This is a genomic window from Streptomyces sp. NPDC056883 (genome assembly GCF_042788835.1).
GTDB lineage: Bacteria > Actinomycetota > Actinomycetes > Streptomycetales > Streptomycetaceae > Streptomyces > Streptomyces stoeckheimensis.
The window spans coordinates 1-20,455 of sequence record NZ_JBHUBS010000020.1 but is presented as its reverse complement, the minus strand read 5'-3'; the positions used below and the strand labels follow the sequence as shown (position 1 = coordinate 20,455).

Here is a 20,455-nt window from a genome sequence, read left to right as displayed (position 1 = left end):
GTGGTCAGGGACATCCTACGGACGGCTCGTCAGGCGGTGGAGGGCCCGGCTACTCAGGTGCCTACTCAGCTACCTACTCAGGTACCGCCCGAGGCTGCCATGCCCGCGGTGAGCAGCCCCAGCACGACCCAGCCGAACCACAGCCAGCCGTTGCTTCCGAGGGCCACGGAATACGTGGCGATCGCCACCAGAGAGGCGAAGGTCATCACTGCCATCGCCTTCACGGATCCGGTCATGCCCCATGGTGGCGCCTGAAGGTGGTCCCGCGCTACTGGCCACGCGCTTGGAGCGAGGCGAGATACGAGTTGTAGGCCGCCAGCTCCTGGTCCCCGTTGCGGTCCTCGGACCGGTCGGAGCGCTTCGCCGCCCGCTGTTCCGAGTGGTACCACTGGTAGACCAGCGCGATCAGCACCAGCACCGAGGGGATCTCGCTGAAGGCCCAGGCGATGCCGCCGCCCCACTGCTGGTCGAGCAGGGGGTCGATGCCCAGGGAGGCCGGCGGGTTCGCGTACGTCTTGATCATCGGCTCGCTGGCCATCATCAGCGCGATGCCGAAGAAGGCGTGGAAGGGCATTCCGGCGAACAGCTCCAGCATCCGCATCACGTAGCCGGGGCGGTGCGGGCCCGGGTCCACGCCCATGATCGGCCAGAAGAAGACGAGGCCGACGGCGAGGAAGTGCACCATCATCGCGATGTGACCGGTCTTCGACCCCATCAGGAAGTCGAAGAGCGGGGTGAAGTACAGGCCGTAGAGGCTGGCGATGAACATCGGGATGGTGAACACCGGATGGGTGATCACCTTCATGTACCGGCTGTGCAGGAGCATCAGCAGCAGCTCGCGCGGCCCCTTGTGGCCGCGGGCCGCCGGCGGCAGCGCGCGCAGCGCCAGCGTCACGGGCGCGCCCAGCAGCAGCAGGATCGGGCTGAGCATGCTGATCACCATGTGCTGGACCATGTGCACGCTGAACATGACCATGCCGTAGTCGTTCAGCTTGGTGCACATCACCAGGGCCACGCTCAGCACGCCGATGGCGAAGGCGACCGTCCGGCCGACCGGCCAGGCGTCCCCGCGCCGGCGCAGCCGCACCACGCCCCACCCGTACAGGGCGAGGCCGAGGATCGAGCCGATCAGGAAGAAGGCGTCGAAGGAGAACTCGAGGCCGCGCCCGAGAGTGAAGGGCGGCAGGTCCATGTTCATGTCGTGCATGTCCATGGTGCCGTGCGCGAGGTAACTCAATCTCTTCACTCCCTTGACTGCGGTGCCCCACCACAGTAATGCCGCCCCCGGACGGGAAATCGTTCGGGGGCGGTGTCAGAAGGGGGGAAAGATCACAGAACGTTCTGCGCCTCGTCGTACCGCTCGGCCGGAACCGTCTTCAGCGTCTGCACGGCCTCGTCGAGGGGGACCATGACGATGTCCGTGCCGCGCAGCGCCGTCAGCATCCCGAACTCGCCCCGGTGGGCCGCCTCCACCGCGTGCCAGCCGAAGCGGGTCGCCAGGACGCGGTCGTACGCGGTGGGCGTGCCGCCGCGCTGGACGTGGCCCAGGATGACCGGCCGGGCCTCCTTGCCGAGACGGTCCTCCAGCTCGACGGCGAGGCGGTTGCCGATGCCGGCGAACCGCTCGTGGCCGTACATGTCGGTGCCGCCGCTCTCCAGGGCCATCGAGCTGCCCTCGGCGGGCTTGGCGCCCTCGGCCACCACGACGATCGCGAAGCGCTTGCCCTGCTCGAAGCGTTCGCCGACGATCGCCGTCAGCTCCTCGATGTCGAACGGGCGCTCCGGAACGACGATGGCGTGCGCGCCGGCCGCCATGCCCGAGTGCAGGGCGATCCAGCCGGTGTGGCGGCCCATGACCTCCACGACCATGACGCGCTGGTGGGACTCGGCGGTGGTCTTCAGCCGGTCCAGCGCCTCGGTGGCGACGCCGACGGCGGTGTCGAAGCCGAAGGTGACGTCGGTGGAGGCGATGTCGTTGTCGATCGTCTTCGGGACGCCGACGATGGGCAGACCGCCCTGCGAGAGCAGGTTCGCGGCCTTCAGGGTGCCCTCGCCGCCGATCGGGATGATGGCGTCCAGGCCGAGATCGGCGACGTGGCCGCGGGCCCGCTCCACGCCGTCGCGCAGATGGGCGGGCTGGACCCGGGAGGAGCCCAGAATCGTTCCGCCACGGGCCAGGATGCCGCTCACGGCGTCCAGGTCGAGCTTGCGGTAGTCGCACTCCAGCAGGCCGCGCCAGCCGTCGTGGAAACCGATGACCTCGTCCCCGTGGTCGACGACGGCGCGGTGCACGACGGAGCGGATGACGGCATTGAGCCCGGGGCAGTCGCCTCCGGAAGTGAGCACACCAATGCGCATGGCAGGAGGACCTTTGCAACGTGGGCCGACGACCGGACCACGTCGTCCGGTTGGAACTACCCAGCACCCTACAAGCGGATCGAGGGTGGACTGAACCATCCTCCACATGCTGGTCAGATAAGTCGTACGAACGCACGTCGGCCCGGATCCCCCCAGGGGAATCCGGGCCGAACGGCAGGTGTCGCGAGGGGACCGCTACGCGGGCTGCGTGGCGGCCGCGATCCGCTCGGCGCGCAGCGCCTCGTACCAGCGGTCGTCGATGGGCGGCAGCGCGTTCACGTCGAGGGCCAGCTTCAGCAGCAGGTCCGCGATCTGCGGGTTGCGCGCCAGCACGGGACCGTGCATGTACGTGCCGAACACCGTGTCGTTGTACGCGCCTTCGGTGCCGTCACCGGTGCCGTTGCCCCGGCCCATGGTGACCCGGGCGAAGGGCTTGGCCGTCGGGCCGAGGTGCGTGACGCCCTGGTGGTTCTCGAAGCCGGTCAGCTGCGGCAGTCCGAGCCGCGGGTCGATGTCGCCCAGCACGTCGCCGACGCACCGCTCGCCCTCGCCGCGCACGGTCACCACGTCCAGCAGGCCGAGGCCCTCCTGGCGCTGGCCGACGTCGTTGACGAACTCCTGCCCCAGGATCTGGTACCCGGCGCAGACCGAGAAGACGATCGCCCCGTTCGAGACGGCGCGCTCCAGACCGCCGTCGCGCAGCAGCCGCTCCGCGGCCAGCCGCTGCGGGCGGTCCTCGCCGCCGCCGATCAGGTAGATGTCGCCCGAGGTCGGGATCGGCTGGTCGCTGCGCACGTCCACGCGCTGCACGTCCAGGCCGCGCCGGCGGGCGCGGCGCTCGACGACCAGGGCGTTGCCCTGGTCTCCGTACGTGCTGAGCAGGTCGGGGTAGACCCACACCAGACGCAGGCTGTTGTCGCTCATGCTCTTGTCCTTATGGGTACTAGTTGCCGACGCGGCGGCGCACGTCCTGGAAGGCGGTGTAGTTGGCGATCAGCTCGATCTGTCCGGGCGGCGCCAGCTGCACGGCCTCGTCGAGGGTCTCGCACACCCGGAAGTCCAGGCCGGCGACTTCCAGGCGGACCGCGAGGTCCAGCTTGCGGTCGCCGATCACGAAGATGGGGTGGCCGGCCAGGCGCGGGTAGTCCACGTCCCACAGCCACGAGGTGTCGGTACCGTCCGCACCGCGCGCGTTGACCGACAGGATCACCGGGGTCGGCGGCGGGTCGATGAGGGAGAACGTCTCCAGCCAGCCGGCCGGGTTCTTCGCGAGCAGCAGCCGCAGTTCGCGCCCCTGGAAGCTCACCACGTCGTAGCGTCCGGCGACGGCCTGCACCTGGTACATCCGCTCCAGCGCCACCTGCGGCGGAACGCCGAAGACGGCTGCCACGGCGGCCGAGGTGGCGGCGTTGGCCTTGTTGGCGCGGCCCGGGAGCTGGAGGCTGATCGGCCAGGCGCTGCCGTGCGGGTCGAGCACGTGGTCACCGGAGAGCACCCAGCTCGGGGTGGGACGCCGGAAACCGCACTCGCCGCAGAACCAGTCGTCGCCCGGGCGCTGCATGACGCCACCGCAGGAGGGGCACGACCAGGCGTCGTCCTTCCACTCCTGGCCGGCCGCGACCCACACCACGTTCTGCGAGGAGGAGGCGGCCCACACGATCAGCGGGTCGTCCGCGTTCGCGACGACGACCGCCTTGGAACCCGAGAGGCCCTCGCGCCACTTCTCCGCGAGCATGCGGGTCTCGGCGGCGCGGTCCAGCTGGTCGCGGGAGAGGTTCAGCAGGGCGATCACCTTGGGGGTGACGTCCCGGGCCACTCCGGCCAGGTACTTCTCGTCCACCTCGATGACGCCGTACTTGGCGTCCGAGCCGCCCGCGAGGGCGGAGGTGATGCCCGCGGGCATGTTCGCGCCCAGCGCGTTGGAGACGACCGGGCCGCTGGCCCGCAGGGCCTCGGCGATCAGTCGGGTCGTCGTGGTCTTGCCGTTCGTCGCCGAGACGAGGACGACGTCGAGATGCTGCGCGAGCGCTCCGAGAAGATCGGGGTCGAGTTTGAGTGCGACCTTGCCACCGATCACCGATCCGCTTCCGCGTCCCGCGGCCCGCGACACCGCCGCCGCGGCCTTGCCCGCCGTCACGGCCAGCTTGGCCCGCGGCGAAAGCGGCTCTGTGTTGCCTGCCATCGTCCCTTGTCCTCCTTGCGTCGGTCGCCCCCAGCCTATCCATGACCTGCCCGCGCCCCGACCGCGGCGCCCCCGGTCTGCCGAAGATCTCCTCATATAGTCGCCCGTCGTACCCTTACGGCCATGCGACAGCGCCCCCTCCCCGGTACCTCCGGCATCGTCCGCACCATGAGCCTGCTGGGCGACCCGGTGCTCCATTCCGCTTGCGCGGAGGTCACCGAGTTCGGTCCGGCCCTCGACCGGCTCATCGAGGACATGTTCGCCACGATGTACGCCGCCCAGGGCGTCGGCCTCGCCGCGAACCAGATCGGCGTCGGGCAGCGGGTGTTCGTATACGACTGCCCCGACGACGAGGACGTCCGCCACGTCGGGCACATCGTCAACCCGCGGCTGGTGTCCGCCGAGGGGGACGAGTTCGCCGGTCCCGAGGGGTGCCTGTCCCTGCCGGGGCTGGAAGCGTCCACGGTTCGCTTCGACGAGGCGGTCGTCGAGGGCGTCACCTCGGACGGGGCGCCGGTGCGGGTCTCCGGGAGCGGGTTCTTCGCGCGCTGCCTGCAGCACGAATGTGATCACCTCGGTGGGACCGTGTACGCGGAGCGGGTTACGGGGCTGCGTGCGCGCAAGCTGCGGCGGCAGATCCGGAAGACCGACTGGGGTCAGGCCGGGATTCACGCGCTGGGTGAGTGAAAGCCCGGCGGGGCCGGGGACCCTGGGGCTCCGCCCCGGACCCCGCGCCTCAAACGCCGGCGGGGCTGATTTTTGCCCGGCGGCACCGGTTTCGCCCGGCGGGGCCGAGCTCCCGGGGCTCCGCCCCGGACCCCGCGCCTCAAACGCCGGCGGGGCCGGATTTGCCCCCGGCGGCGCCGGATGTGCCCGCGGCGGTACGGGATGTGCCCGGTTGGGCTCAGAAGCCCGGGCCGTCTGCGCGGTTGCCTGCCGTGGCGAGGCGGCCCCATAGGAGGTCGGTCAGGGCGCTGACGAGTTCCTTGCGGGCGCAGGGGCGTTCGCCGAGCCACCAGTCGCCCGCCGCGTGCATCATGCCGACGATGCCGTGGCCCCAGACCCGGGCCAGGCGTTCGCCGCCGGGGCCGAGGTCCACGCGTTCGCCGATCACCTGGGCCAGTTCCTCGCCGAGGCGGCGCAGCAGCGGGGCCGAGTGCAAACCGACGTCGAAGCCGCGCTCCGGGGTCTGGGAGTCCTCGGCCGGGTGCATGAGGAAGCGGTAGACCTGGGGGCGTGCCTCGATCGCGGCGAGATAGGTGTCCAGGGTGGCCTCCACCCGGCTGCGCCGTTCGGCGGGGGCGTCGAGGGCCGCGCGCAGCGAGTCGAGCAGGGCGTCCGTGTGCCGGACGGCCAGGGCCTGGTAGAGGCCCGCCTTGTCGCCGAAGTGGCGGTAGAGGATCGGTTTGGTGATTCCCGCCTCCGCCGCGATGGCGTTCATGGACGCCTTGGGGCCGTCCCTGAGGACGACCCGGTCGGCGGCCTCCAGCAGCTCCCGCCGCCGGCGCTCGCCCGCTCCCGGCTCGCCGGACTGCCGTGTGGTCTCCATGCCCTGTCACTCCCCGCCCTTGCGATGTCCTTCAGGCCCACGCAACGTAACACCCCGCACACCCTGGTGATCTCATCGGCGGTCCGTCATCGAGGCTGCTTGACAGTGCTTACCAGCCGGTAACAGACTGGAGTCGACGTAAGGGTTACCGCAGGTAACCTCTTGTGTGGCAGGCGAGACGAAAGATGGAGGGGACATGGCGGAGTTCACCATGGAGCTGAACGACGACCAGAAGCAGGTGCGGGACTGGATCCACGGCTTCGCCGCCGACGTGATCCGCCCCGCGGCCGCGGAATGGGACGAGCGCGAAGAGACTCCGTGGCCCGTCATCCAGGAGGCCGCCAAGGTCGGCATCTACTCCCTCGACTTCTACGCCCAGCAGTTCTTCGACCCCACCGGCCTCGGCATCCCGATGGCCATGGAGGAGCTGTTCTGGGGCGACGCGGGCATCGCGCTGTCGATCGTCGGCACCGGACTCGCCGCCATCGGCGTCGTCGCCAACGGCACCGAGGAGCAGATCGGCACCTGGATCCCGCAGATGTACGGCACCCCCGACGACGTGAAGGTCGCCGCCTTCTGCTCCTCCGAGCCCGACGCCGGCTCCGACGTCGGCGCGATGCGCACCCGCGCCGTGTACGACCAGGCCGCCGACGAATGGGTGCTCAACGGCACCAAGACCTGGGCGACCAACGGCGGCATCGCCAACGTCCACATCGTCGTGGCGGTCGTCGACCCGGAGCTGGGGACCAAGGGGCACGCCTCCTTCATCGTGCCGCCGAACACCCCGGGCCTCTCCCAGGGGCAGAAGTTCAAGAAGCACGGCATCCGCGCCTCGCACACCGCCGAGGTGGTGCTGGAGGACGTACGGATCCCCGGTTCCTGCCTGCTCGGCGGCAAGGAGAAGCTGGACGAGCGGCTCGCGCGGGCCCACGAGCGGGCCAAGGCGGGGGGCGGTGAGCGCGTGAAGAACGCGGCCATGGCCACCTTCGAGGCCTCCCGCCCCGCGGTGGGCGCCATGGCGGTCGGGACGGCGCGCGCCGCGTACGAGGTGGCGCTGGACTACGCGAAGACCCGTACGCAGTTCGGCCGGCCCATCATCGACAACCAGGGCGTCGCCTTCCAGCTCGCGGACATGCGGACCTCCATCGACGCGGCCCGGCTGCTGGTGTGGCGGGCCTCTTGGATGGCGGTCGCGGGCAAGCCCTTCACCTCGGCCGAGGGCTCGATGTCCAAGCTGTTCGCGAGCGAGACCGCCAAGAAGGTCACCGCCCAGGCGATTCAGATCCTCGGCGGCAACGGCTTCACCCGCGAGTACCCGGTGGAGCGCATGCACCGTGACAGCGCGATTTACACGATCTTCGAGGGAACCAGCGAGATCCAGCGGCTGGTGATCGCCCGCACGCTCTCGGGCATGCCGATCCGCTAGCGCGGGACTCGGACGGGGAAGGGGCCCGGAGCCGCCTCACGGCGGCTCCGGGCCTTTTCGTGTGCCGGTGGCCGGCCTCAGGGGCGCAGGAGGGCTTCCAGGGCGCGCGTGAAGAAGATCCGGGCGGCCGCCGCCACCAGGGGGTCGAAGGGGCGGCCCAGGCCGCGTACGCGCAGTTCCTCGCGCCATTCGGCCTCGCAGCCGCCCCGGGGTGAGGGGCGGAGCTCGATCTCCGCCCGGCCCCGCACCACGCGCCCGTGTTTGACGAGCCGGACCAGTCCCGCCGAGCCGTCCCGAGGGGGCCGCCAGAGGGTGACTTCCATGGGGTCGTCGAACGTGATGCTCCCCACGCCCGTACGCATGGTGAAACGGGTTCCGGTGTGCGTGGGAGGCGGCGTTTCGATGATCGCCCGGGTGAGCGGGACGGCGGCGCCGTGGCGTTCCCAGTCCGTCAGCCTCTCCCACGCCTCCTCGGGGCCGAGAAGTGTGTGGCGAATGATCCGGATAGCGGGCATGAGCGCATCGTAAGCGGGCATACACACCCTGAACTGGGCGGCGAATATGGGTTCCGCCCGGGGGTGGCGATCAGTAATACTCACCGCCACCGTGGATCGCGGATTCGACCGGGTGACCACCGGCCTTCCCGCCCCACTCTGCGAGGAGGTGCGCCATGTGCTCCCACCAGCCCCCCTGCCCGTCCGCCGACAGCGTCGATCATGACGCCGCACGCACCGTGGCCTTCCACCCCGAACAGGGCTGGAACCTGCTCTGCAACGGCGCCGTGGTATTCGACGACACAGGTGAACTGCTCCCCGACGGCCGCACGGTGGAACCCCGCCGCCCGGCCCTGGTCTGAGCGAGGAGGCAGCATGCGCCAGCAGCTGATCCGAAAGCCCGTTCCCAAGCCCGCACCCCGAGACCTGGATCTGCGCACACCGTCGGGCAGACCCCTCCCGTACTGACGGGAGCCCAGGAGTTACGTCACGGCGCCACCGGCCCGGCCCGACCCCCTTGCGCGGGGTGGGCCTCAGCCGGTGGACGCCGCAGCCCCGCCCAGGAAGGCGCTCTCGTACGCCTCGTCGCCGATCGCCGCCCTGGCCTGCCGCTCGCCCTGGTCGCGCACGGCCGTGAGCGACGGGGAGCCCATCTGCGGCCGTCCCACCGTGCGCCACCAGGCGTGCCCCGTGCCCAGCAGCCGGGCCGCCAGCTCGCCGTCTCCCATGGCCGCCACCGCCGCCGCCAGCAGGTCGAGACCGAGCGCGATCCCGAAGCGATCGCCCAGCAGCCGTTTGCCCGACAGCATCGCCCGCGCGTGCCGGGCCGCCTCCCCGTGGTGGCCGAGCCCGAACGCCGCCACGGCCAGGATGTAGTCCGCGTACGCCCGCAGCCAGCGCTCGCCCAGCTCCGCGCAGGCCTCGCGCAGGCCCCGTGCCTCCCGCTCGGCCTCCTCGAAGCGCCCGAGGTCGCACAGCGCGTAGCCGGTGGCCAGCCGGCACAGCAGCCAGCCCACGCCGGTGGGTCTCCCGCCGTGGCCCCCGCGGGCCCGGGGGCCGGCGAGCGCCAGGGCCCGTACGGGATCGCCCGGCATCAGCACCGACACCGCGAGCAGGTACGCGGCGCGCAGCTCCGGCTCCGGATCGGCCAGCGCGGCCGCGGCGGCGGTGCACGCCTTGCCCAGCTCCTCGGCCGTGGCCAGGTCGCCCTGGAGCAGGGTGGTGAGCCCCAGGGCCCACAGGGCCTGGACGTACGCGGCCCCCGTGCGCGGGCCCCTGCTCAGGGCCCGTTCCAGGAAGGACCGGCCCTCGTTGACGTGGCCGCAGGAGAACCAGAAGAACCAGAGCGCGCCCGCCGTCTCCAGCGCCGCCGTCGGATCCGAGCGGAGCAGGTGTTCCAGGGCCGTGCGCAGCTGCGCGTGCTCGGCGGTCATCCTGCGGTACCAGTCCACCTGGCCGGGACCCATCCACCCCGGATCGGCGGCCTTCGAGAGCGCGGCGTACCAGTGGGCGTGCCGGTCGGCGACGACCCGTTCCTCGCCGAGTTCCGCCAGCCAGTCCTGTCCGTACTCGCGGATCGTGTCCAGCAGCCGGTAGCGGGCGCCCGCGCCCCGTTCCCGGCTGCACCGGACCACCGACTTCGCCACCAGGCCCGCCAGTACCCGCTCCACCCGCGCGGCGGGCAGGGGGCCGCCCGAGCACACCGCGCGCGCCGCGGCGACGTCGAAGTCCCCGGTGAAGACCGAGAGCCGGGCCCACAGCAACCGCTCGACCGGTTCGCACAGTTCGTGGCTCCAGCCGATGGCGGTGCGCATCGTCTGGTGCCGGGGGAGCCGGGCGGTGGTGGTGCCGGAGAGCAGGTCGAAGCGGCCTTCGAGGCGCTGCGTCATCTGCTCCAGGGTCCAGAGCCGCATCCGGGCGCCCGCCAGTTCGAGGGCGAGGGGGATCCCGTCCAGGCGGCGGCAGATGTCCGCGGCGAGGGCCACCCGGTCCGGGTCGGCGAAGGCCGCCGCGGCGTGCGGGGTGGCGGCGAGGGCGCGGGCCCGGAACAGGGCGAGGGCGTCGCTCTCGGGTCCGTCGCTGGGCAGCGGGCTGACCTCGACGAGGTGCTCCCCGGGGGTGCGCAGGGGCTCGCGGGTGGTGATCAGCACCGTCAGGCCCGGTGCGGACTGCAGGAGTTCGCCCACGAGGTGCCGGCAGGCGGCCACCAGGTGCTCGCAGGTGTCGAGGACGATCAGCAGTTCCTTGTCGGCCATCCACGCGCACAGTTCCTCGTCCAGGGGGCGCGGGGACTGGTGGGCGAGGCCGATGGTGTGCGCGACGGTGGCGGTGAGCAGGTCGACGTCGCGCAGCGGGGAGAGCTCCACCCACCACACCCCGTCGGGCCTGCGCTGGCGGGGGTCGGCGGCGGCCCGCAGGGCCAGCCTGGACTTGCCGACGCCGCCGACGCCCGTGAGCGTCACGAGCCGCCTCTCGCGCAGCAGGTCGGACAGGAGGCCGAGTTCACGCTCACGGCCCACGAAGCTCGCCGTTTCCGGCGGCAGGTTTCCCGGCACGGCGCCAGAGTCTGGCGCAGGATCGCCGTCCGCGGAATCTGCCTGATTGTTGTTGACCGAGTACTCACCGAACACGGGAGTATTCTGCGCGATCTTCTTTCCCCGTAGTGTCGTTCGGGCCAGATCGGAACGAACGGGTTGTCAGTACCTGCTCCGCCGCGCGGGGTTCAGGAGGCCAGTACGACCCGCCGTTCGGCGGAGAAGGCCCCCCAGGTGCCGTCGGGGAGACGCGCCCGGAGCTTCACGGTCCATACCGTGCCGGGCGGTTCGGCCACCGTGAGGCGGTGCTCCGCCCGGCCGGACGGGACGGCGCCCGCGCCGAACTGGATGACGGTGGTGGGGCGGCCGTTGACGTAGAGCTCGTACTCGCTGGTCTCCCGGCCGGTCGCCGGGGCGGTCCAGGCGAGGGTCACCGCACCCGGTGAGGCGGCCGCGGTGAAATCGGCCGGGGCGGTGCCGGTCCGCTGCCCGGGCCCGGGCGGGGTGGTCACGTCGGCGGCGGGGCCGGCGGGGGAGGAGTTGTCGGCACCGTCGCGGGCCTTGACGGTGAAGGTGTACACGCTGTCGGGCCGGAGGTCCTCCAGGACCGTCGTGGTGACGCCGGGGCCGACCGTGTGGATGCGGGCGTCGCCCTGGTAGACGTCGTACGCGGTGACGCCCGTGTCGTCGGTGGCCGCGGCCCAGGTCAGCCGGGCGGAGGTGGGCCCGAGGGCCTGGCCTTCCGTACGGGGCGGTGCGGTCGGGGGCGTCCGGTCCTCGGCCTTGGCGGCGGGAGTGGTGGCCGAGGCCGTCGCACCGGCCGGGGAGGTGTTCCCCGCGGCGTCCCGGGCGCGGACCGTGAACGCGTAGGCCGTCTGCGGGGCCAGGCCGGTGATGTCCGTCATCGTCTTGTCGGCGGGCAGTTCCCGGACCAGGCGGTCCGCCTGGAAGACGAGGAAGGAGGTCACCCCCTCGGAGGGCGCGGGCGACTGCCACATGACGTGCACGGTGGTGGCGCTGCCGGCCTGGGCCGTGAGTCCGGCCGGGGCCGCCGGGGGCGTGGTGTCGGAGGCTCCGCACGCCGACAGCACGGCCGCAAGGGCCAGGGTGAGGGCGGGAGTTGTTCCGCGTACGGACGGCCGCCGGCAGGGGCGCGGGGGGTGCGGCGCGGTGCTGGGTGCGGGGTCGTGCACGGCGGGCGCCCTCTTCTTCCGGTACGTGGGTCTTCCGGTGCTTCGGGTCTTCCGGTTCTCCCGGCCCCTCGGAAAGGTCTAGACATATATGGCACGCTCCGCGGCGGCCGGGCAAGACCCCTGCGCGGCCCCATCCCGCCGACGGCGCCCGGTTCGTGTTCTCCCGCCCCCGTCTGGCATTATTGCGAGCTCTTTGCAATAACGGAGGATGTGCATCAGATGAAGGCCCGGACCGTACGGGGAATGGCCGGGGCGACCGCGGCCGCGGTGATCGTCACGGGGGCGGCGGCCTGCTCGAACCCCGGGGGAGGTGCCGCGGCGGGCGCCGGGGCGGCCGACTCCGCTGTGGTCGGCATAGCCACCGAGCCCGAGAGCCTCAGCCCGCTGCTGGGCTACGGCAAGGACGGCAACTCGAAGATCTTCGACGGACTGCTGGCCCGCGGCGCGGACATGAAGCTGAAGCCCGCGCTGGCCCGTGCGCTCCCGGAGGTCTCCGCGGACGGGCTCACGTACACCTACGCGCTCCGCCCGGGCGTGCGGTTCAGCGACGGGCAGCCCTTCGGCTCCAAGGACGTCGTCTTCACCTACAAGGCGATCCTCGACGCGAAGACGAACAACGCGTCCAAGTCCGAGCTCGACGCGATCGCGGACGTCACGGCGCGGGGTGACGACGCCGTCGTCTTCACCCTGAAGTACCCCTACGCCCCCTTCGCCGAGCGGACCGTCCTGCCCATCGCCCCCGAGCACCTCGCGGGCGGACAGGACGTCAACAGCGGCGAGTTCACCACCAAGCCCGTCGGCACCGGACCGTACGTGCTCACCGCCTGGTCCAAGGGCGAGAAGCTGAGCTTCAAGGCCAACCCCGCCTACTGGGGCGGCGAGCCCGCGGTGAAGAAGTTCACCATGGCGGTCATCAAGGACGACGACGTGCGCGCCACCCGGCTGCGCTCCGGCGAGCTGGACGGGGCCGTCCTGCCGCCGAACCTGGCCAAGGGGTTCGCGGCCGACAAGTCGCTCACGACACACGCGGCCAAGACCTACGACTACCGCCAGGTCACCCTGCCGACGGAGCACCCCGTCACCGGTGACACGGCCGTGCGCCAGGCCCTGGACATCGCCGTGGACCGGGACACAATGGCCGACAAGCTCCTGGAAGGCGCGGGCAAGGCCGCATACGGCCCCGTCCCGACCGGCAGCCCGTGGTTCGCCGCCGGCACCGAGCGCCCGTACGACCTCGCCAGGGCCAAGAAGATCCTCGACGACGCCGGCTGGATCCCCGGCCCCGACGGCATCCGCGCCAAGGACGGGATCCGCGCCGCCTTCCCGCTCTGGTACCCCTCCGGCGACAAGCTCCGCCAGGACCACGCCCTCGCCTTCGCCTCCGACGCCAAGAAGGCGGGCATCCAGGTCACCACCGAGTCCGGCAGCTGGGAGGTCATCGAGCCCCGGATGAAGACCGACGCCGTCCTCGCGGGCGGCGGCTCCCCGGCCGACCCGGACTTCGACCAGTACCTGACGCTGAACTCCGCGCTCGCGGGCGACGGCTTCAACAACATGGCCCGGTACGACAACCCGGCCGTCGACACGGCGCTGCTCGAAGGCCGCCGCAGCGCGGACCCGGCCGTGCGCAAGGCCGCGTACGACACGGTCCAGCGCGAGCTCGTCAAGAACCCGGGCTACGTCTACCTCACCCACATCGACCACCTCTACGTCGTGGCCGACAAGTGGGACGGACCCACCACCCAGGTAGAGCCGCACGACCACGGCCTCGGAACCGGCCCCTGGTGGAACGTCGAGAGCTGGAAGCCGAAGCACAAGTGAGTCGCTTCCACCGTCTCCACCGTCTCCCGTGGGGGCCGATGGCGCGGATGGCGGGGCGGCGGACCCTGTTCGCCGGGCCGGTGTTGCTCGTCGTGACCTTCGGGGTGTTCGCGGTTGCCGCGCTGTCGCCCTTCGACCCCGTCAAGGCCTACGCAGGCACCGCCGGGCTCACCGCCTCCCAGGCCGGACTCGACCAGCTGCGGGTCAACCTCGGGGTGGACCAGCCCCTCCTCGCGCGCTGGTGGGAGTGGCTCACCTCGGCGCTGACGGGCGACCTCGGCACCTCCGCCGTGATGCGCCAGCCCGTCTCCGACGTCATCGCCGAGCGGCTCGGCTGGTCGGCGCTGCTCGCGGTGTGCGCCTTCGCCTTCGCCGTCCTGCTGGGCACCGGACTCGGCGTCCTGGCCGCACGCCGGCAGGGCGGGCGCCTGGACCGGGCCGTCTCCGGGCTCGCGTACACCCTCGAAGCGGCCCCGGCCTTCTGGCTGGGCCTGCTCGCCGTCTGGTTCTTCTCGGTGCGCCTGGGCGTGCTGCCGTCCGGCGGCCTCACCGACGCGGGCAGCGACGTGGTCACCGCCGGGCAGGTGGCCCGCCACCTAGTGCTGCCCGCGCTGGTCCTCGGCATCTCCCAACTGCCCTGGTTCTTCCTGTACGTCCGGCAGGGCGTGGCCGACGCGCTGGAGGAGGATCCCGTACGGGGCGCCCGCGCGCGGGGCCTGGGGGAGCGGCGGGTGCTGCTCGGCCACGGGCTGCGCTCGGGCATGCTCCCGATGCTGACCCTGATCGGGTCGCGGGTGCCGGAGCTGATCACCGGCGCGCTCCTGGTGGAGACCGTCTTCAGCTGGCCCGGGATCGCCGCGGCCACCGTGCAGGCCGCGACCTCGGTGGACTTCCCGCTGCTGGCCGCGCTGACGGTGCTGGCCACGGCCGCCGTGCTCGCCGGAAACCTGCTGTCCGACCTGCTCTACGGACTGGCCGACCCGAGGGTGGGCTTCGATGGCTGATACCGCTCACGTGACCGACGCGACCGACGCGACCGACGCGACCGGAGCGCAGCTGTGGCGTTCCCACGGCCGCGACCGGAGCTCCACCCGGAACCTGCGGGTGCGGAGCTCGGCGGTGATCGTCGTCCTCATCGCGCTGGCGGTGCTGCTCGTGCCGCCGCTGGTCCAACTCGACCAGCAAGCTGTCGACTTGTCGGCAAAGCTGCTGCCGCCCTCCTGGGCCCATCCCTTCGGCACCGACGACGTGGGCCGCGACCTGCTGCTGCGCTGCGTGTACGGGCTGCGCGTCTCGCTGCTCGTCGGGCTGGTGGCGGCGCTGGTCGCCACCGTCCTCGGCACGGCGGTCGGCGCGCTCGCCGGCGCGCTCGGCGGGTGGCCGGACCGGTGCCTCATGCGCGTGGTGGACGCGCTGTCCTCGATCCCGCACCTGCTGCTCGGCATCTTCATCGTGGCGATGTTCCGGCCGGGGGTGTGGCCGGTGGTCGTCTCCGTGGCGCTGACCCACTGGCTGTCCACGGCCCGCATCGTCCGCGCGGAGGTGCTCTCGCTGCGCTCGCGGCCCTATCTGGACGCGGCCGTCTCGGGCGGCGCCTCGCGGTGGCGGGTGACCGTACGCCACCTCGTGCCCGGAGTCCTGCCGCAGGCCGGGCTCGCCGCCGTGCTGATGGTCCCGCACGCCATGTGGCACGAGTCGGCCCTGTCCTTCCTGGGCCTCGGCCTGCCGGCGCACCAGGCGAGCCTGGGCAATCTGGTCCAGACGGCCCGCGGTTCGCTGCTCGCCGGCGACTGGTGGCCCACGCTCTTCCCCGGGCTCCTCCTGATCGTCCCGACCCTGGCCATCGCCGGCCTCGCGGGCGCCTGGCGCGAGCGCCTCAACCCCCGCCGCCGCTCGGAGCTCAGCCTGTGAAGGAGCCCAGCCCGTGAAGACCCCCGTCCCTTCGGAACCGAAGCCGGAGTCCGCCCGGCCCGTGCTCGCCCTGGACCGGCTCTCCGTGCGCTTCCGCATGCGCGGCGGCCGGTACGTCGCGGCCGTCAGCGACGCCACGCTCGCCCTGGCCCCCGGCGAGTGCCTCGCCCTCGTCGGCGAGAGCGGCTGCGGCAAGTCCGTCCTCGCATCCGCCCTCCTCGGCCTGCTCCCCGGCAACGCCGAGACCGCCGGCGCGGCCCGGCTCGCCGACGGGACCGACCTGCTCGCCCTCGACGAGCGCACCCTCGCCCGGACCGTACGGGGCCGCCGCGTCGCCCTGGTCCCGCAGAGCCCCGCCGCGCACCTCACCCCGGTCCGCACCATCCGCTCCCACCTGGAGGAAACGGTCCGCGAACTGGCCCCGACCGGAGGGGGACGGGCGCGGCTGCGGGAAGCGGCGGAGGCGGCCGCCGACCGCGCGGCCTTCCCCGCCACCCACCTCGACCGCTACCCCCACGAACTCTCCGGCGGGCTCGCCCAGCGCGCCGCCACCGCACTCGCGCTGATCGGCGACGCACCCCTGCTGCTCGCCGACGAGCCGACCACCGGCCTCGACCGGGACCTCGTCGACCGCACCGTCGACGAGCTGCGCGCCCACACCCGGGAGGCCGGCCGGGCGCTGCTGATGATCACGCACGACCTCGCGGCCGCCCACCGCATCGCCGACACCGTGGCCGTCATGTACGCGGGCCGCATCGTGGAAACGGCCCCCGCCGGAGCCTTCTTCGGCGCTCCGGGCCCCCGCCACCCCTACGCGCGCGGACTCCTCGACGCCCTCCCCGAGCGGGCCTTCACCCCCGTCCGGGGCGTTCCGCCCGAACTCGGTGCGCTCCCGCCCGGCTGCGCCTTCGCCGCCCGCTGTCCGCGCGCCGATTCCCGCTGCCGGGCCGAGCGGCCCCCGTTCACCGAAGGGGTGGCCTGCCACCATGCTTGAGCTCACCGGCATCACCGCCGGCTACGACCGCCGTACCCCCGTCGTCCGCGGAGCCCACCTGAGCCTCGCCCCCGGCGCCTCCCTCGGACTGCTCGGTCCCAGCGGCTGCGGCAAGTCCACCCTGGCCAGGGTGGCCGCACTGCTGCACCGTCCCGACCGGGGGACCGTGGCCTTCGACGGCCGCGCCGTGGCCGGCTTCCGGCACCGCGCGCCGCGCGCCCTGCGCACCTCGGTCGGCATGGTGTTCCAGCAGCCCCGGCTGGCGGCGGACCCCCGGCTGACGCTGCGCGAGCTCGTCGCCGAACCGCTCCGGGCGACCGGACGGCGCGGCGACATCGACGCCACCGTGCCCGCGTTGGCGGACCGGGTCGGCCTGGGCGCCGACCTGCTCGGCCGGCGGCCCCACGAGGTCAGCGACGGGCAGCTGCAACGGGCCTGCGTGGCACGGGCCTTGGTGCTGCGACCGCGCTGGCTGGTGTGCGACGAGATGACCGCGATGCTCGACGCGTCGACCACCGCCGCGCTGGTCGGCGTAGTGGAGGAGTACCGGGCGGAGTCCGGCGCGGGGCTGCTGGCGGTGGGGCACGATGCCGTGCTGCTCGGGCGCTGGTGCGGTCGAACGGCCCACTGGGACGAGATCGTCAAGGACTGAGCGCCGGTCACGGACCGTCAACACCCGTTTGGCGGACACGAGTTTCGCCCGAAGGGCCCTCCCGCTGCGCCACCATGGCGGCGCGTAAGGAGGTGTTCCGATGGTGATCTCCCTCTCCGTCCTCGTCCTGCTCCTCGTCCTCGCGTGGATCTTCCTGCGCGGTGGCGGCCTCAAGCTGTCGCACGCGCTGGTCTGCGTCCTACTCGGCTTCTACCTCGCGAGCAGCAGCCTCGCGCAGACCATCCACAACGGGGTCTCGGCCACGGCGAACGTGGTCGGCGGCCTCAAGCCCTGACGTGCGTCGGGAACCCTTTTTCTCCGGTACCCGCCCCTGTCCGTCCGGTAGTTGATCAACTGTTGCGCCTTCGTGAATCATCCGGCTCTTCCATGGACTCCTCAGGCAGTGCGATCTAGCGTCTGGCCGCGGCGCGATGTCATACGCAATGTCAATAAAGCCGAGGACAAGGGAGGAAGTCCGGATGTTCCGAAGAGCGCTGAACTGCGCCGTGGCACCCGCTCTGGCCGCATGTGCGGTGTTGTACGGGGTCTCGCCGGCAGCCGCCGAGGAGATACCCCTGGCCCCGGGCCACCGCCTGGTCAGCCATTACGACGGCGCCCCGGCCGCGGCGGCGCCGCTGCCCGGCGAGGCACCGCCGCAGCACCCCTTCCTCGCACCCAACGGCCGCAGCGGCATGCACTCCGACGCGGCGGGCAGCGCCACCTCGCCCTGGTCGGGACCGCTCGGCAAGAACCCGAAGGTGACCAGCGAGAAGATCGCCGCCCTCGGCGGCGAATGCGCCACCGCCACCTTCGACTCGGGCGGCCGGCTGGTCACGGTGTGCGGCACCTTCGGCGGATTCAAGGTCAAACTGCTGGAGCCCCGTACGCTCGCCACGCTCGCGGAGCACCAGCTCCCGCAGCGTTCTTCGACGGTCCAGGCGATCACCTCGCTCGACTTCTCGAAGATCTTCAAGGACACCTCGGGCGGCGCCTACTTCTACCTGGACAACCAGGACCGGGCGGTGCTGGCCGACTCCCGCCAGCACATCCTGAGGCTCTCTCACGTGCAGAAGCCGGACGGATCCTGGAAGTTCGAGGTCGACGACGACTGGGACCTCACCGGCCAGGTCCCGCACGACTGCGTCGACTGGACCAACCTGTGGCCCACCGGCACCTGTGACCCGGTCACCTCGGTGATGCCCGACTGGAACGGCCGCATCTGGTGGGTCACCCGGCAGGGCCGCGTCGGCACCGTGGACCCGGCGACCTCGGTGATCCGCTCGATCCGGCTGGCGGGCGAGGAGATCCAGAACTCCTTCTCGGTCGGCGAGGACGGCGTGTCCATCGTCACCGACCACGCGCTCTACAGCTTCACCGCCTCCGCCGACGGCACCCCCGTCGCGCAGTGGCGCCAGACCTACGACCGCGGAACGGGAACCAAGCCCGGCTCGGTCAACCAGGGCTCGGGCACCACCCCGGACCTCTTCGGCAACGGCTACGTCGCCATCACCGACAACGCCGACGACCGGATGAACGTGCTGGTCTTCAAGCGGGGCCTGGACGTGCCCGAAGGGCAGCGGCTGGTGTGCAAGGTCCCGGTCTTCGGATCGGGCGCCTCGACCACCGACAACTCCCTGATCACCTGGGGCAACAGCATCGTCGTCGAGAACAACTACGGCTACGAGAACGTCACGTCGCTGGTCCTCGGCAAGTCGGTCGTCGGGGGCGTCAGCCGCATCGACGTCCGCGCCGACGGCAGCGGCTGCGACACGGTCTGGCAGAGCGCGATCCGCTCGCCCTCCGTGGTCCCCAAGCTCTCCACCGCGAACGGGCTGCTCTACTTCTACGAGAAGGAGCCGAACTTCTGGGGGATCGACGCCTGGTACCTCACGGCCGTCGACTTCCGCACCGGTGAGCGCCGCTGGCGCCAGCTGACGGGCACCGGCCCGCTGTACGACAACAACTGGGCCCCGATCACGCTGGGCCCCGACGGGACGGCCTACGTCGGCGTCTTCAACGGCATCGTCGCGGTCCGCGACGGCGGCTGAGTCCCCGCGGGGGCCCGTCCACCGGACGGGTCCCCGCTCAGGGCAGCCGGCCGACGCGCTCGATGGCCACCATCGCCGCGTCGTCGCCCAGGAGGCCGTTCGGAGTGTGGGCGAGCAGGTCCGCGCACAGGTGGCGCAGGAGGGCTTCGGGGCCGTCTCCGGGCCAGTCGGCGGCCCGCTCCGGCAGGGGGTAGAAGGCCCCCGACGCGTCACGGGCCTCGATGACGCCGTCCGTGTACAGCAGGACCACGTCCCCGGGCTCGAAGGGGAAGGACTGCGGGGTGAAGCCGGTGTCCACGAATTCGGACAGTCCCAGCGGCGGAGCCGGATGGTCCACCTGGAGGGGGACGACGCGGCCCCCGCGCAGCAGCAGCGGCGGCGGGTGCCCGCAGCTGACCACCCGCAGCGAGGGCTCCCCGTCGGGAACGTCGAGCACGGCCGCGGTGGTGAACCCCTCGTCCGGCCGCCCGGGGCCCGCGGGGCCGTCCGAGCCCCGGTCCGGGTCGGCGGCCACGGCGGCCTCCAGATAGCCCACCAGCCCCGGCAGGTCGGCCTCCAGGTGGGCGGCGGCCCGGAAGGCGCCGAGGACCACCGAGGCCTCTCCGACCGCCTCCAGCCCCTTGCCGCGGACGTCGCCGATGATCAGCCGGGTGCCGTCGGCCGTGCGGGCGGCCGCGTACAGGTCCCCGCCGATCTGGGCCTCGGCCTCCGCCGACAGGTACACGGAGGCGATCCGCAGCGGGCCCATCCGGTCGCGCAGCGGTCGTAGGACCACCTGCTGCGCCGCGACCGCCACGGAACGCAGCTGGGTGAGCTGCCGCTCGTGCACCTCGCGCAAGTGTGCGAAGAAGGTGACGAAGGCCGAGATCAGGACGAGGGCGATGATCTGGAACGAGTGGTTGAGGTCCGTCAGGGAGGTCCGCGCGATCGCCACCGACACCTGCGCGAGGACCGCCACGGCACCGACGAACCCGGTCGTGCGCGGCCCGGCGAAGGAAGCGGTGAGGGCCGGGGCGGCCACCAGGAAGGGGCCCAGGTGGACCTCCGGCGGGGCCAGCACGTCGACCACCGTGACGGCGGCGATCAGCGCGAAGGGGACCGCCAGCAGCACCGCGCGCGATTCCCGGAACCTGCTGGAGCGTCGGTGCGTCGGTGGGTGCGTCGGGGAGGGGGCCATGCCACCTGCATACACCGCACACGGCCGGGGGGGGGGGGCCCCCCCCCGGGGTGGGGGGGGGGGGGGGGCCACCGGGGGGGTTCCGGGGGGGTGCGCGGGGGGTCGTGGGGTTGGCG

20 protein-coding genes are annotated in these 20,455 nt (G+C 72.3%); 10 read left to right on the top strand and 10 right to left on the bottom strand.

Annotation, left to right across the window (positions count from 1 at the left end):
* Positions 1 to 77: 77 nt before the first annotated feature.
* From ACFRU2_RS34265 to ACFRU2_RS34245, 5 genes are all read right to left on the bottom strand, one after another.
* Entirely contained in the window at positions 78 to 236 is a 159-nt protein-coding gene (locus tag ACFRU2_RS34265; RefSeq protein ID WP_250740168.1) for a hypothetical protein, read from the bottom strand.
* 32 nt (positions 237 to 268) lie between these two features.
* Positions 269 to 1,213, bottom strand: a complete 945-nt coding sequence (locus ACFRU2_RS34260; RefSeq protein WP_382979942.1) for a cytochrome c oxidase assembly protein — start codon at positions 1,211 to 1,213, stop codon at positions 269 to 271.
* 116 nt (positions 1,214 to 1,329) lie between these two features.
* Positions 1,330 to 2,358 carry a 6-phosphofructokinase gene (locus ACFRU2_RS34255; protein ID WP_382979817.1) on the bottom strand — a complete coding sequence of 343 codons (1,029 nt, stop codon included), beginning with the start codon at positions 2,356 to 2,358 and terminating at the stop codon, positions 1,330 to 1,332.
* Positions 2,359 to 2,553: 195 nt separating this feature from the next.
* Positions 2,554 to 3,282, bottom strand: a complete 729-nt coding sequence (locus ACFRU2_RS34250) for a type 1 glutamine amidotransferase (RefSeq protein WP_250740166.1) — start codon at positions 3,280 to 3,282, stop codon at positions 2,554 to 2,556.
* A gap of 19 nt (positions 3,283 to 3,301) precedes the next feature.
* On the bottom strand, positions 3,302 to 4,540 hold the full coding sequence (locus tag ACFRU2_RS34245; RefSeq protein ID WP_382979814.1) for a MurT ligase domain-containing protein: 1,239 nt from the start codon (positions 4,538 to 4,540) through the stop codon (positions 3,302 to 3,304).
* A gap of 123 nt (positions 4,541 to 4,663) precedes the next feature.
* On the opposite strand from ACFRU2_RS34245, the gene def reads away from it, so the two are divergent.
* The gene (gene def / locus ACFRU2_RS34240; RefSeq protein WP_382979812.1) at positions 4,664 to 5,227 is read left to right on the top strand and encodes a peptide deformylase; all 564 of its coding nucleotides are present in this window, start codon (positions 4,664 to 4,666) and stop codon (positions 5,225 to 5,227) included.
* 217 nt (positions 5,228 to 5,444) lie between these two features.
* Here the strand turns inward: def and ACFRU2_RS34235 are convergent, their stop codons facing one another.
* Positions 5,445 to 6,089 carry a TetR family transcriptional regulator gene (locus ACFRU2_RS34235; protein WP_382979810.1) on the bottom strand — a complete coding sequence of 215 codons (645 nt, stop codon included), beginning with the start codon at positions 6,087 to 6,089 and terminating at the stop codon, positions 5,445 to 5,447.
* Positions 6,090 to 6,285: 196 nt separating this feature from the next.
* Between ACFRU2_RS34235 and ACFRU2_RS34230 the strand changes: the two genes are divergently transcribed.
* Positions 6,286 to 7,515, top strand: coding sequence for an acyl-CoA dehydrogenase family protein (locus ACFRU2_RS34230; protein ID WP_382979809.1), 1,230 nt, complete (start codon positions 6,286 to 6,288; stop codon positions 7,513 to 7,515).
* 77 nt (positions 7,516 to 7,592) lie between these two features.
* Here the strand turns inward: ACFRU2_RS34230 and ACFRU2_RS34225 are convergent, their stop codons facing one another.
* On the bottom strand, positions 7,593 to 8,030 hold the full coding sequence (locus ACFRU2_RS34225; RefSeq protein WP_382979807.1) for an SRPBCC family protein: 438 nt from the start codon (positions 8,028 to 8,030) through the stop codon (positions 7,593 to 7,595).
* 155 nt (positions 8,031 to 8,185) lie between these two features.
* On the opposite strand from ACFRU2_RS34225, the gene ACFRU2_RS34220 reads away from it, so the two are divergent.
* On the top strand, positions 8,186 to 8,371 hold the full coding sequence (locus tag ACFRU2_RS34220) for a DUF5999 family protein (RefSeq protein WP_250740159.1): 186 nt from the start codon (positions 8,186 to 8,188) through the stop codon (positions 8,369 to 8,371).
* Between the two features lie 171 nt (positions 8,372 to 8,542).
* Here ACFRU2_RS34220 and ACFRU2_RS34215 read toward each other — a convergent pair whose 3' ends face one another.
* Positions 8,543 to 10,564 (bottom strand): ATP-binding protein, encoded by a 2,022-nt coding sequence (locus ACFRU2_RS34215; protein WP_382979805.1) that lies wholly within the window; start codon positions 10,562 to 10,564, stop codon positions 8,543 to 8,545.
* 167 nt (positions 10,565 to 10,731) lie between these two features.
* Positions 10,732 to 11,736, bottom strand: a complete 1,005-nt coding sequence (locus tag ACFRU2_RS34210; protein WP_382979803.1) for a fibronectin type III domain-containing protein — start codon at positions 11,734 to 11,736, stop codon at positions 10,732 to 10,734.
* A 219-nt stretch (positions 11,737 to 11,955) separates the two neighbouring features.
* Between ACFRU2_RS34210 and ACFRU2_RS34205 the strand changes: the two genes are divergently transcribed.
* The 7 genes from ACFRU2_RS34205 (at position 11,956) to ACFRU2_RS34175 (ending at position 19,162) form a co-directional block, all read left to right on the top strand.
* Positions 11,956 to 13,557 (top strand): ABC transporter substrate-binding protein, encoded by a 1,602-nt coding sequence (locus ACFRU2_RS34205; RefSeq protein ID WP_382979801.1) that lies wholly within the window; start codon positions 11,956 to 11,958, stop codon positions 13,555 to 13,557.
* 38 nt (positions 13,558 to 13,595) lie between these two features.
* Positions 13,596 to 14,561 (top strand): ABC transporter permease, encoded by a 966-nt coding sequence (locus ACFRU2_RS34200; protein WP_382979800.1) that lies wholly within the window; start codon positions 13,596 to 13,598, stop codon positions 14,559 to 14,561.
* A complete protein-coding gene (locus ACFRU2_RS34195; RefSeq protein ID WP_382979798.1) occupies positions 14,554 to 15,468 on the top strand; it encodes an ABC transporter permease in 915 nt (304 codons plus the stop codon). The genes ACFRU2_RS34200 and ACFRU2_RS34195 overlap by 8 nt, the downstream gene beginning before the upstream one ends.
* Positions 15,469 to 15,565: 97 nt before the next feature.
* Positions 15,566 to 16,462, top strand: coding sequence for an ABC transporter ATP-binding protein (locus tag ACFRU2_RS34190; RefSeq protein WP_382979941.1), 897 nt, complete (start codon positions 15,566 to 15,568; stop codon positions 16,460 to 16,462).
* On the top strand, positions 16,455 to 17,114 hold the full coding sequence (locus ACFRU2_RS34185; RefSeq protein WP_382979796.1) for an ABC transporter ATP-binding protein: 660 nt from the start codon (positions 16,455 to 16,457) through the stop codon (positions 17,112 to 17,114). The genes ACFRU2_RS34190 and ACFRU2_RS34185 overlap by 8 nt, the downstream gene beginning before the upstream one ends.
* A 100-nt stretch (positions 17,115 to 17,214) precedes the next feature.
* A complete protein-coding gene (locus tag ACFRU2_RS34180) occupies positions 17,215 to 17,409 on the top strand; it encodes a hypothetical protein (protein ID WP_250740152.1) in 195 nt (64 codons plus the stop codon).
* Positions 17,410 to 17,593: 184 nt separating this feature from the next.
* Positions 17,594 to 19,162 carry a hypothetical protein gene (locus ACFRU2_RS34175; protein ID WP_382979795.1) on the top strand — a complete coding sequence of 523 codons (1,569 nt, stop codon included), beginning with the start codon at positions 17,594 to 17,596 and terminating at the stop codon, positions 19,160 to 19,162.
* A 37-nt stretch (positions 19,163 to 19,199) separates the two neighbouring features.
* On the opposite strand, the gene ACFRU2_RS34170 is transcribed toward ACFRU2_RS34175, so the two are convergent.
* Positions 19,200 to 20,339, bottom strand: a complete 1,140-nt coding sequence (locus ACFRU2_RS34170; protein ID WP_382979793.1) for a PP2C family protein-serine/threonine phosphatase — start codon at positions 20,337 to 20,339, stop codon at positions 19,200 to 19,202.
* Between the last annotated feature and the right edge of the window lie 116 nt (positions 20,340 to 20,455).

Excerpts from the sequence above, each read along its gene's own strand:
- ACFRU2_RS34190 (WP_382979941.1), top strand. The coding sequence starts at position 15,566 with ATGCGCGGCGGCCGGTACGTCGCGGCCGTCAGCGACGCCACGCTCGCC.
- ACFRU2_RS34265 (WP_250740168.1), bottom strand. The coding sequence starts at position 236 with ATGACCGGATCCGTGAAGGCGATGGCAGTGATGACCTTCGCCTCTCTG.
- ACFRU2_RS34175 (WP_382979795.1), top strand. The coding sequence starts at position 17,594 with ATGTTCCGAAGAGCGCTGAACTGCGCCGTGGCACCCGCTCTGGCCGCA.
- ACFRU2_RS34200 (WP_382979800.1), top strand. The coding sequence starts at position 13,596 with ATGGCGCGGATGGCGGGGCGGCGGACCCTGTTCGCCGGGCCGGTGTTG.
- ACFRU2_RS34235 (WP_382979810.1), bottom strand. The coding sequence starts at position 6,089 with ATGGAGACCACACGGCAGTCCGGCGAGCCGGGAGCGGGCGAGCGCCGG.
- ACFRU2_RS34255 (WP_382979817.1), bottom strand. The coding sequence starts at position 2,358 with ATGCGCATTGGTGTGCTCACTTCCGGAGGCGACTGCCCCGGGCTCAAT.
- ACFRU2_RS34260 (WP_382979942.1), bottom strand. The coding sequence starts at position 1,213 with ATGGACATGCACGACATGAACATGGACCTGCCGCCCTTCACTCTCGGG.
- ACFRU2_RS34185 (WP_382979796.1), top strand. The coding sequence starts at position 16,455 with ATGCTTGAGCTCACCGGCATCACCGCCGGCTACGACCGCCGTACCCCC.
- ACFRU2_RS34250 (WP_250740166.1), bottom strand. The coding sequence starts at position 3,282 with ATGAGCGACAACAGCCTGCGTCTGGTGTGGGTCTACCCCGACCTGCTC.
- def (WP_382979812.1), top strand. The coding sequence starts at position 4,664 with ATGCGACAGCGCCCCCTCCCCGGTACCTCCGGCATCGTCCGCACCATG.
- ACFRU2_RS34220 (WP_250740159.1), top strand. The coding sequence starts at position 8,186 with ATGTGCTCCCACCAGCCCCCCTGCCCGTCCGCCGACAGCGTCGATCAT.
- ACFRU2_RS34170 (WP_382979793.1), bottom strand. The coding sequence starts at position 20,339 with ATGGCCCCCTCCCCGACGCACCCACCGACGCACCGACGCTCCAGCAGG.
- ACFRU2_RS34180 (WP_250740152.1), top strand. The coding sequence starts at position 17,215 with ATGGTGATCTCCCTCTCCGTCCTCGTCCTGCTCCTCGTCCTCGCGTGG.
- ACFRU2_RS34195 (WP_382979798.1), top strand. The coding sequence starts at position 14,554 with ATGGCTGATACCGCTCACGTGACCGACGCGACCGACGCGACCGACGCG.
- ACFRU2_RS34245 (WP_382979814.1), bottom strand. The coding sequence starts at position 4,540 with ATGGCAGGCAACACAGAGCCGCTTTCGCCGCGGGCCAAGCTGGCCGTG.
- ACFRU2_RS34230 (WP_382979809.1), top strand. The coding sequence starts at position 6,286 with ATGGCGGAGTTCACCATGGAGCTGAACGACGACCAGAAGCAGGTGCGG.
- ACFRU2_RS34225 (WP_382979807.1), bottom strand. The coding sequence starts at position 8,030 with ATGCCCGCTATCCGGATCATTCGCCACACACTTCTCGGCCCCGAGGAG.
- ACFRU2_RS34205 (WP_382979801.1), top strand. The coding sequence starts at position 11,956 with ATGAAGGCCCGGACCGTACGGGGAATGGCCGGGGCGACCGCGGCCGCG.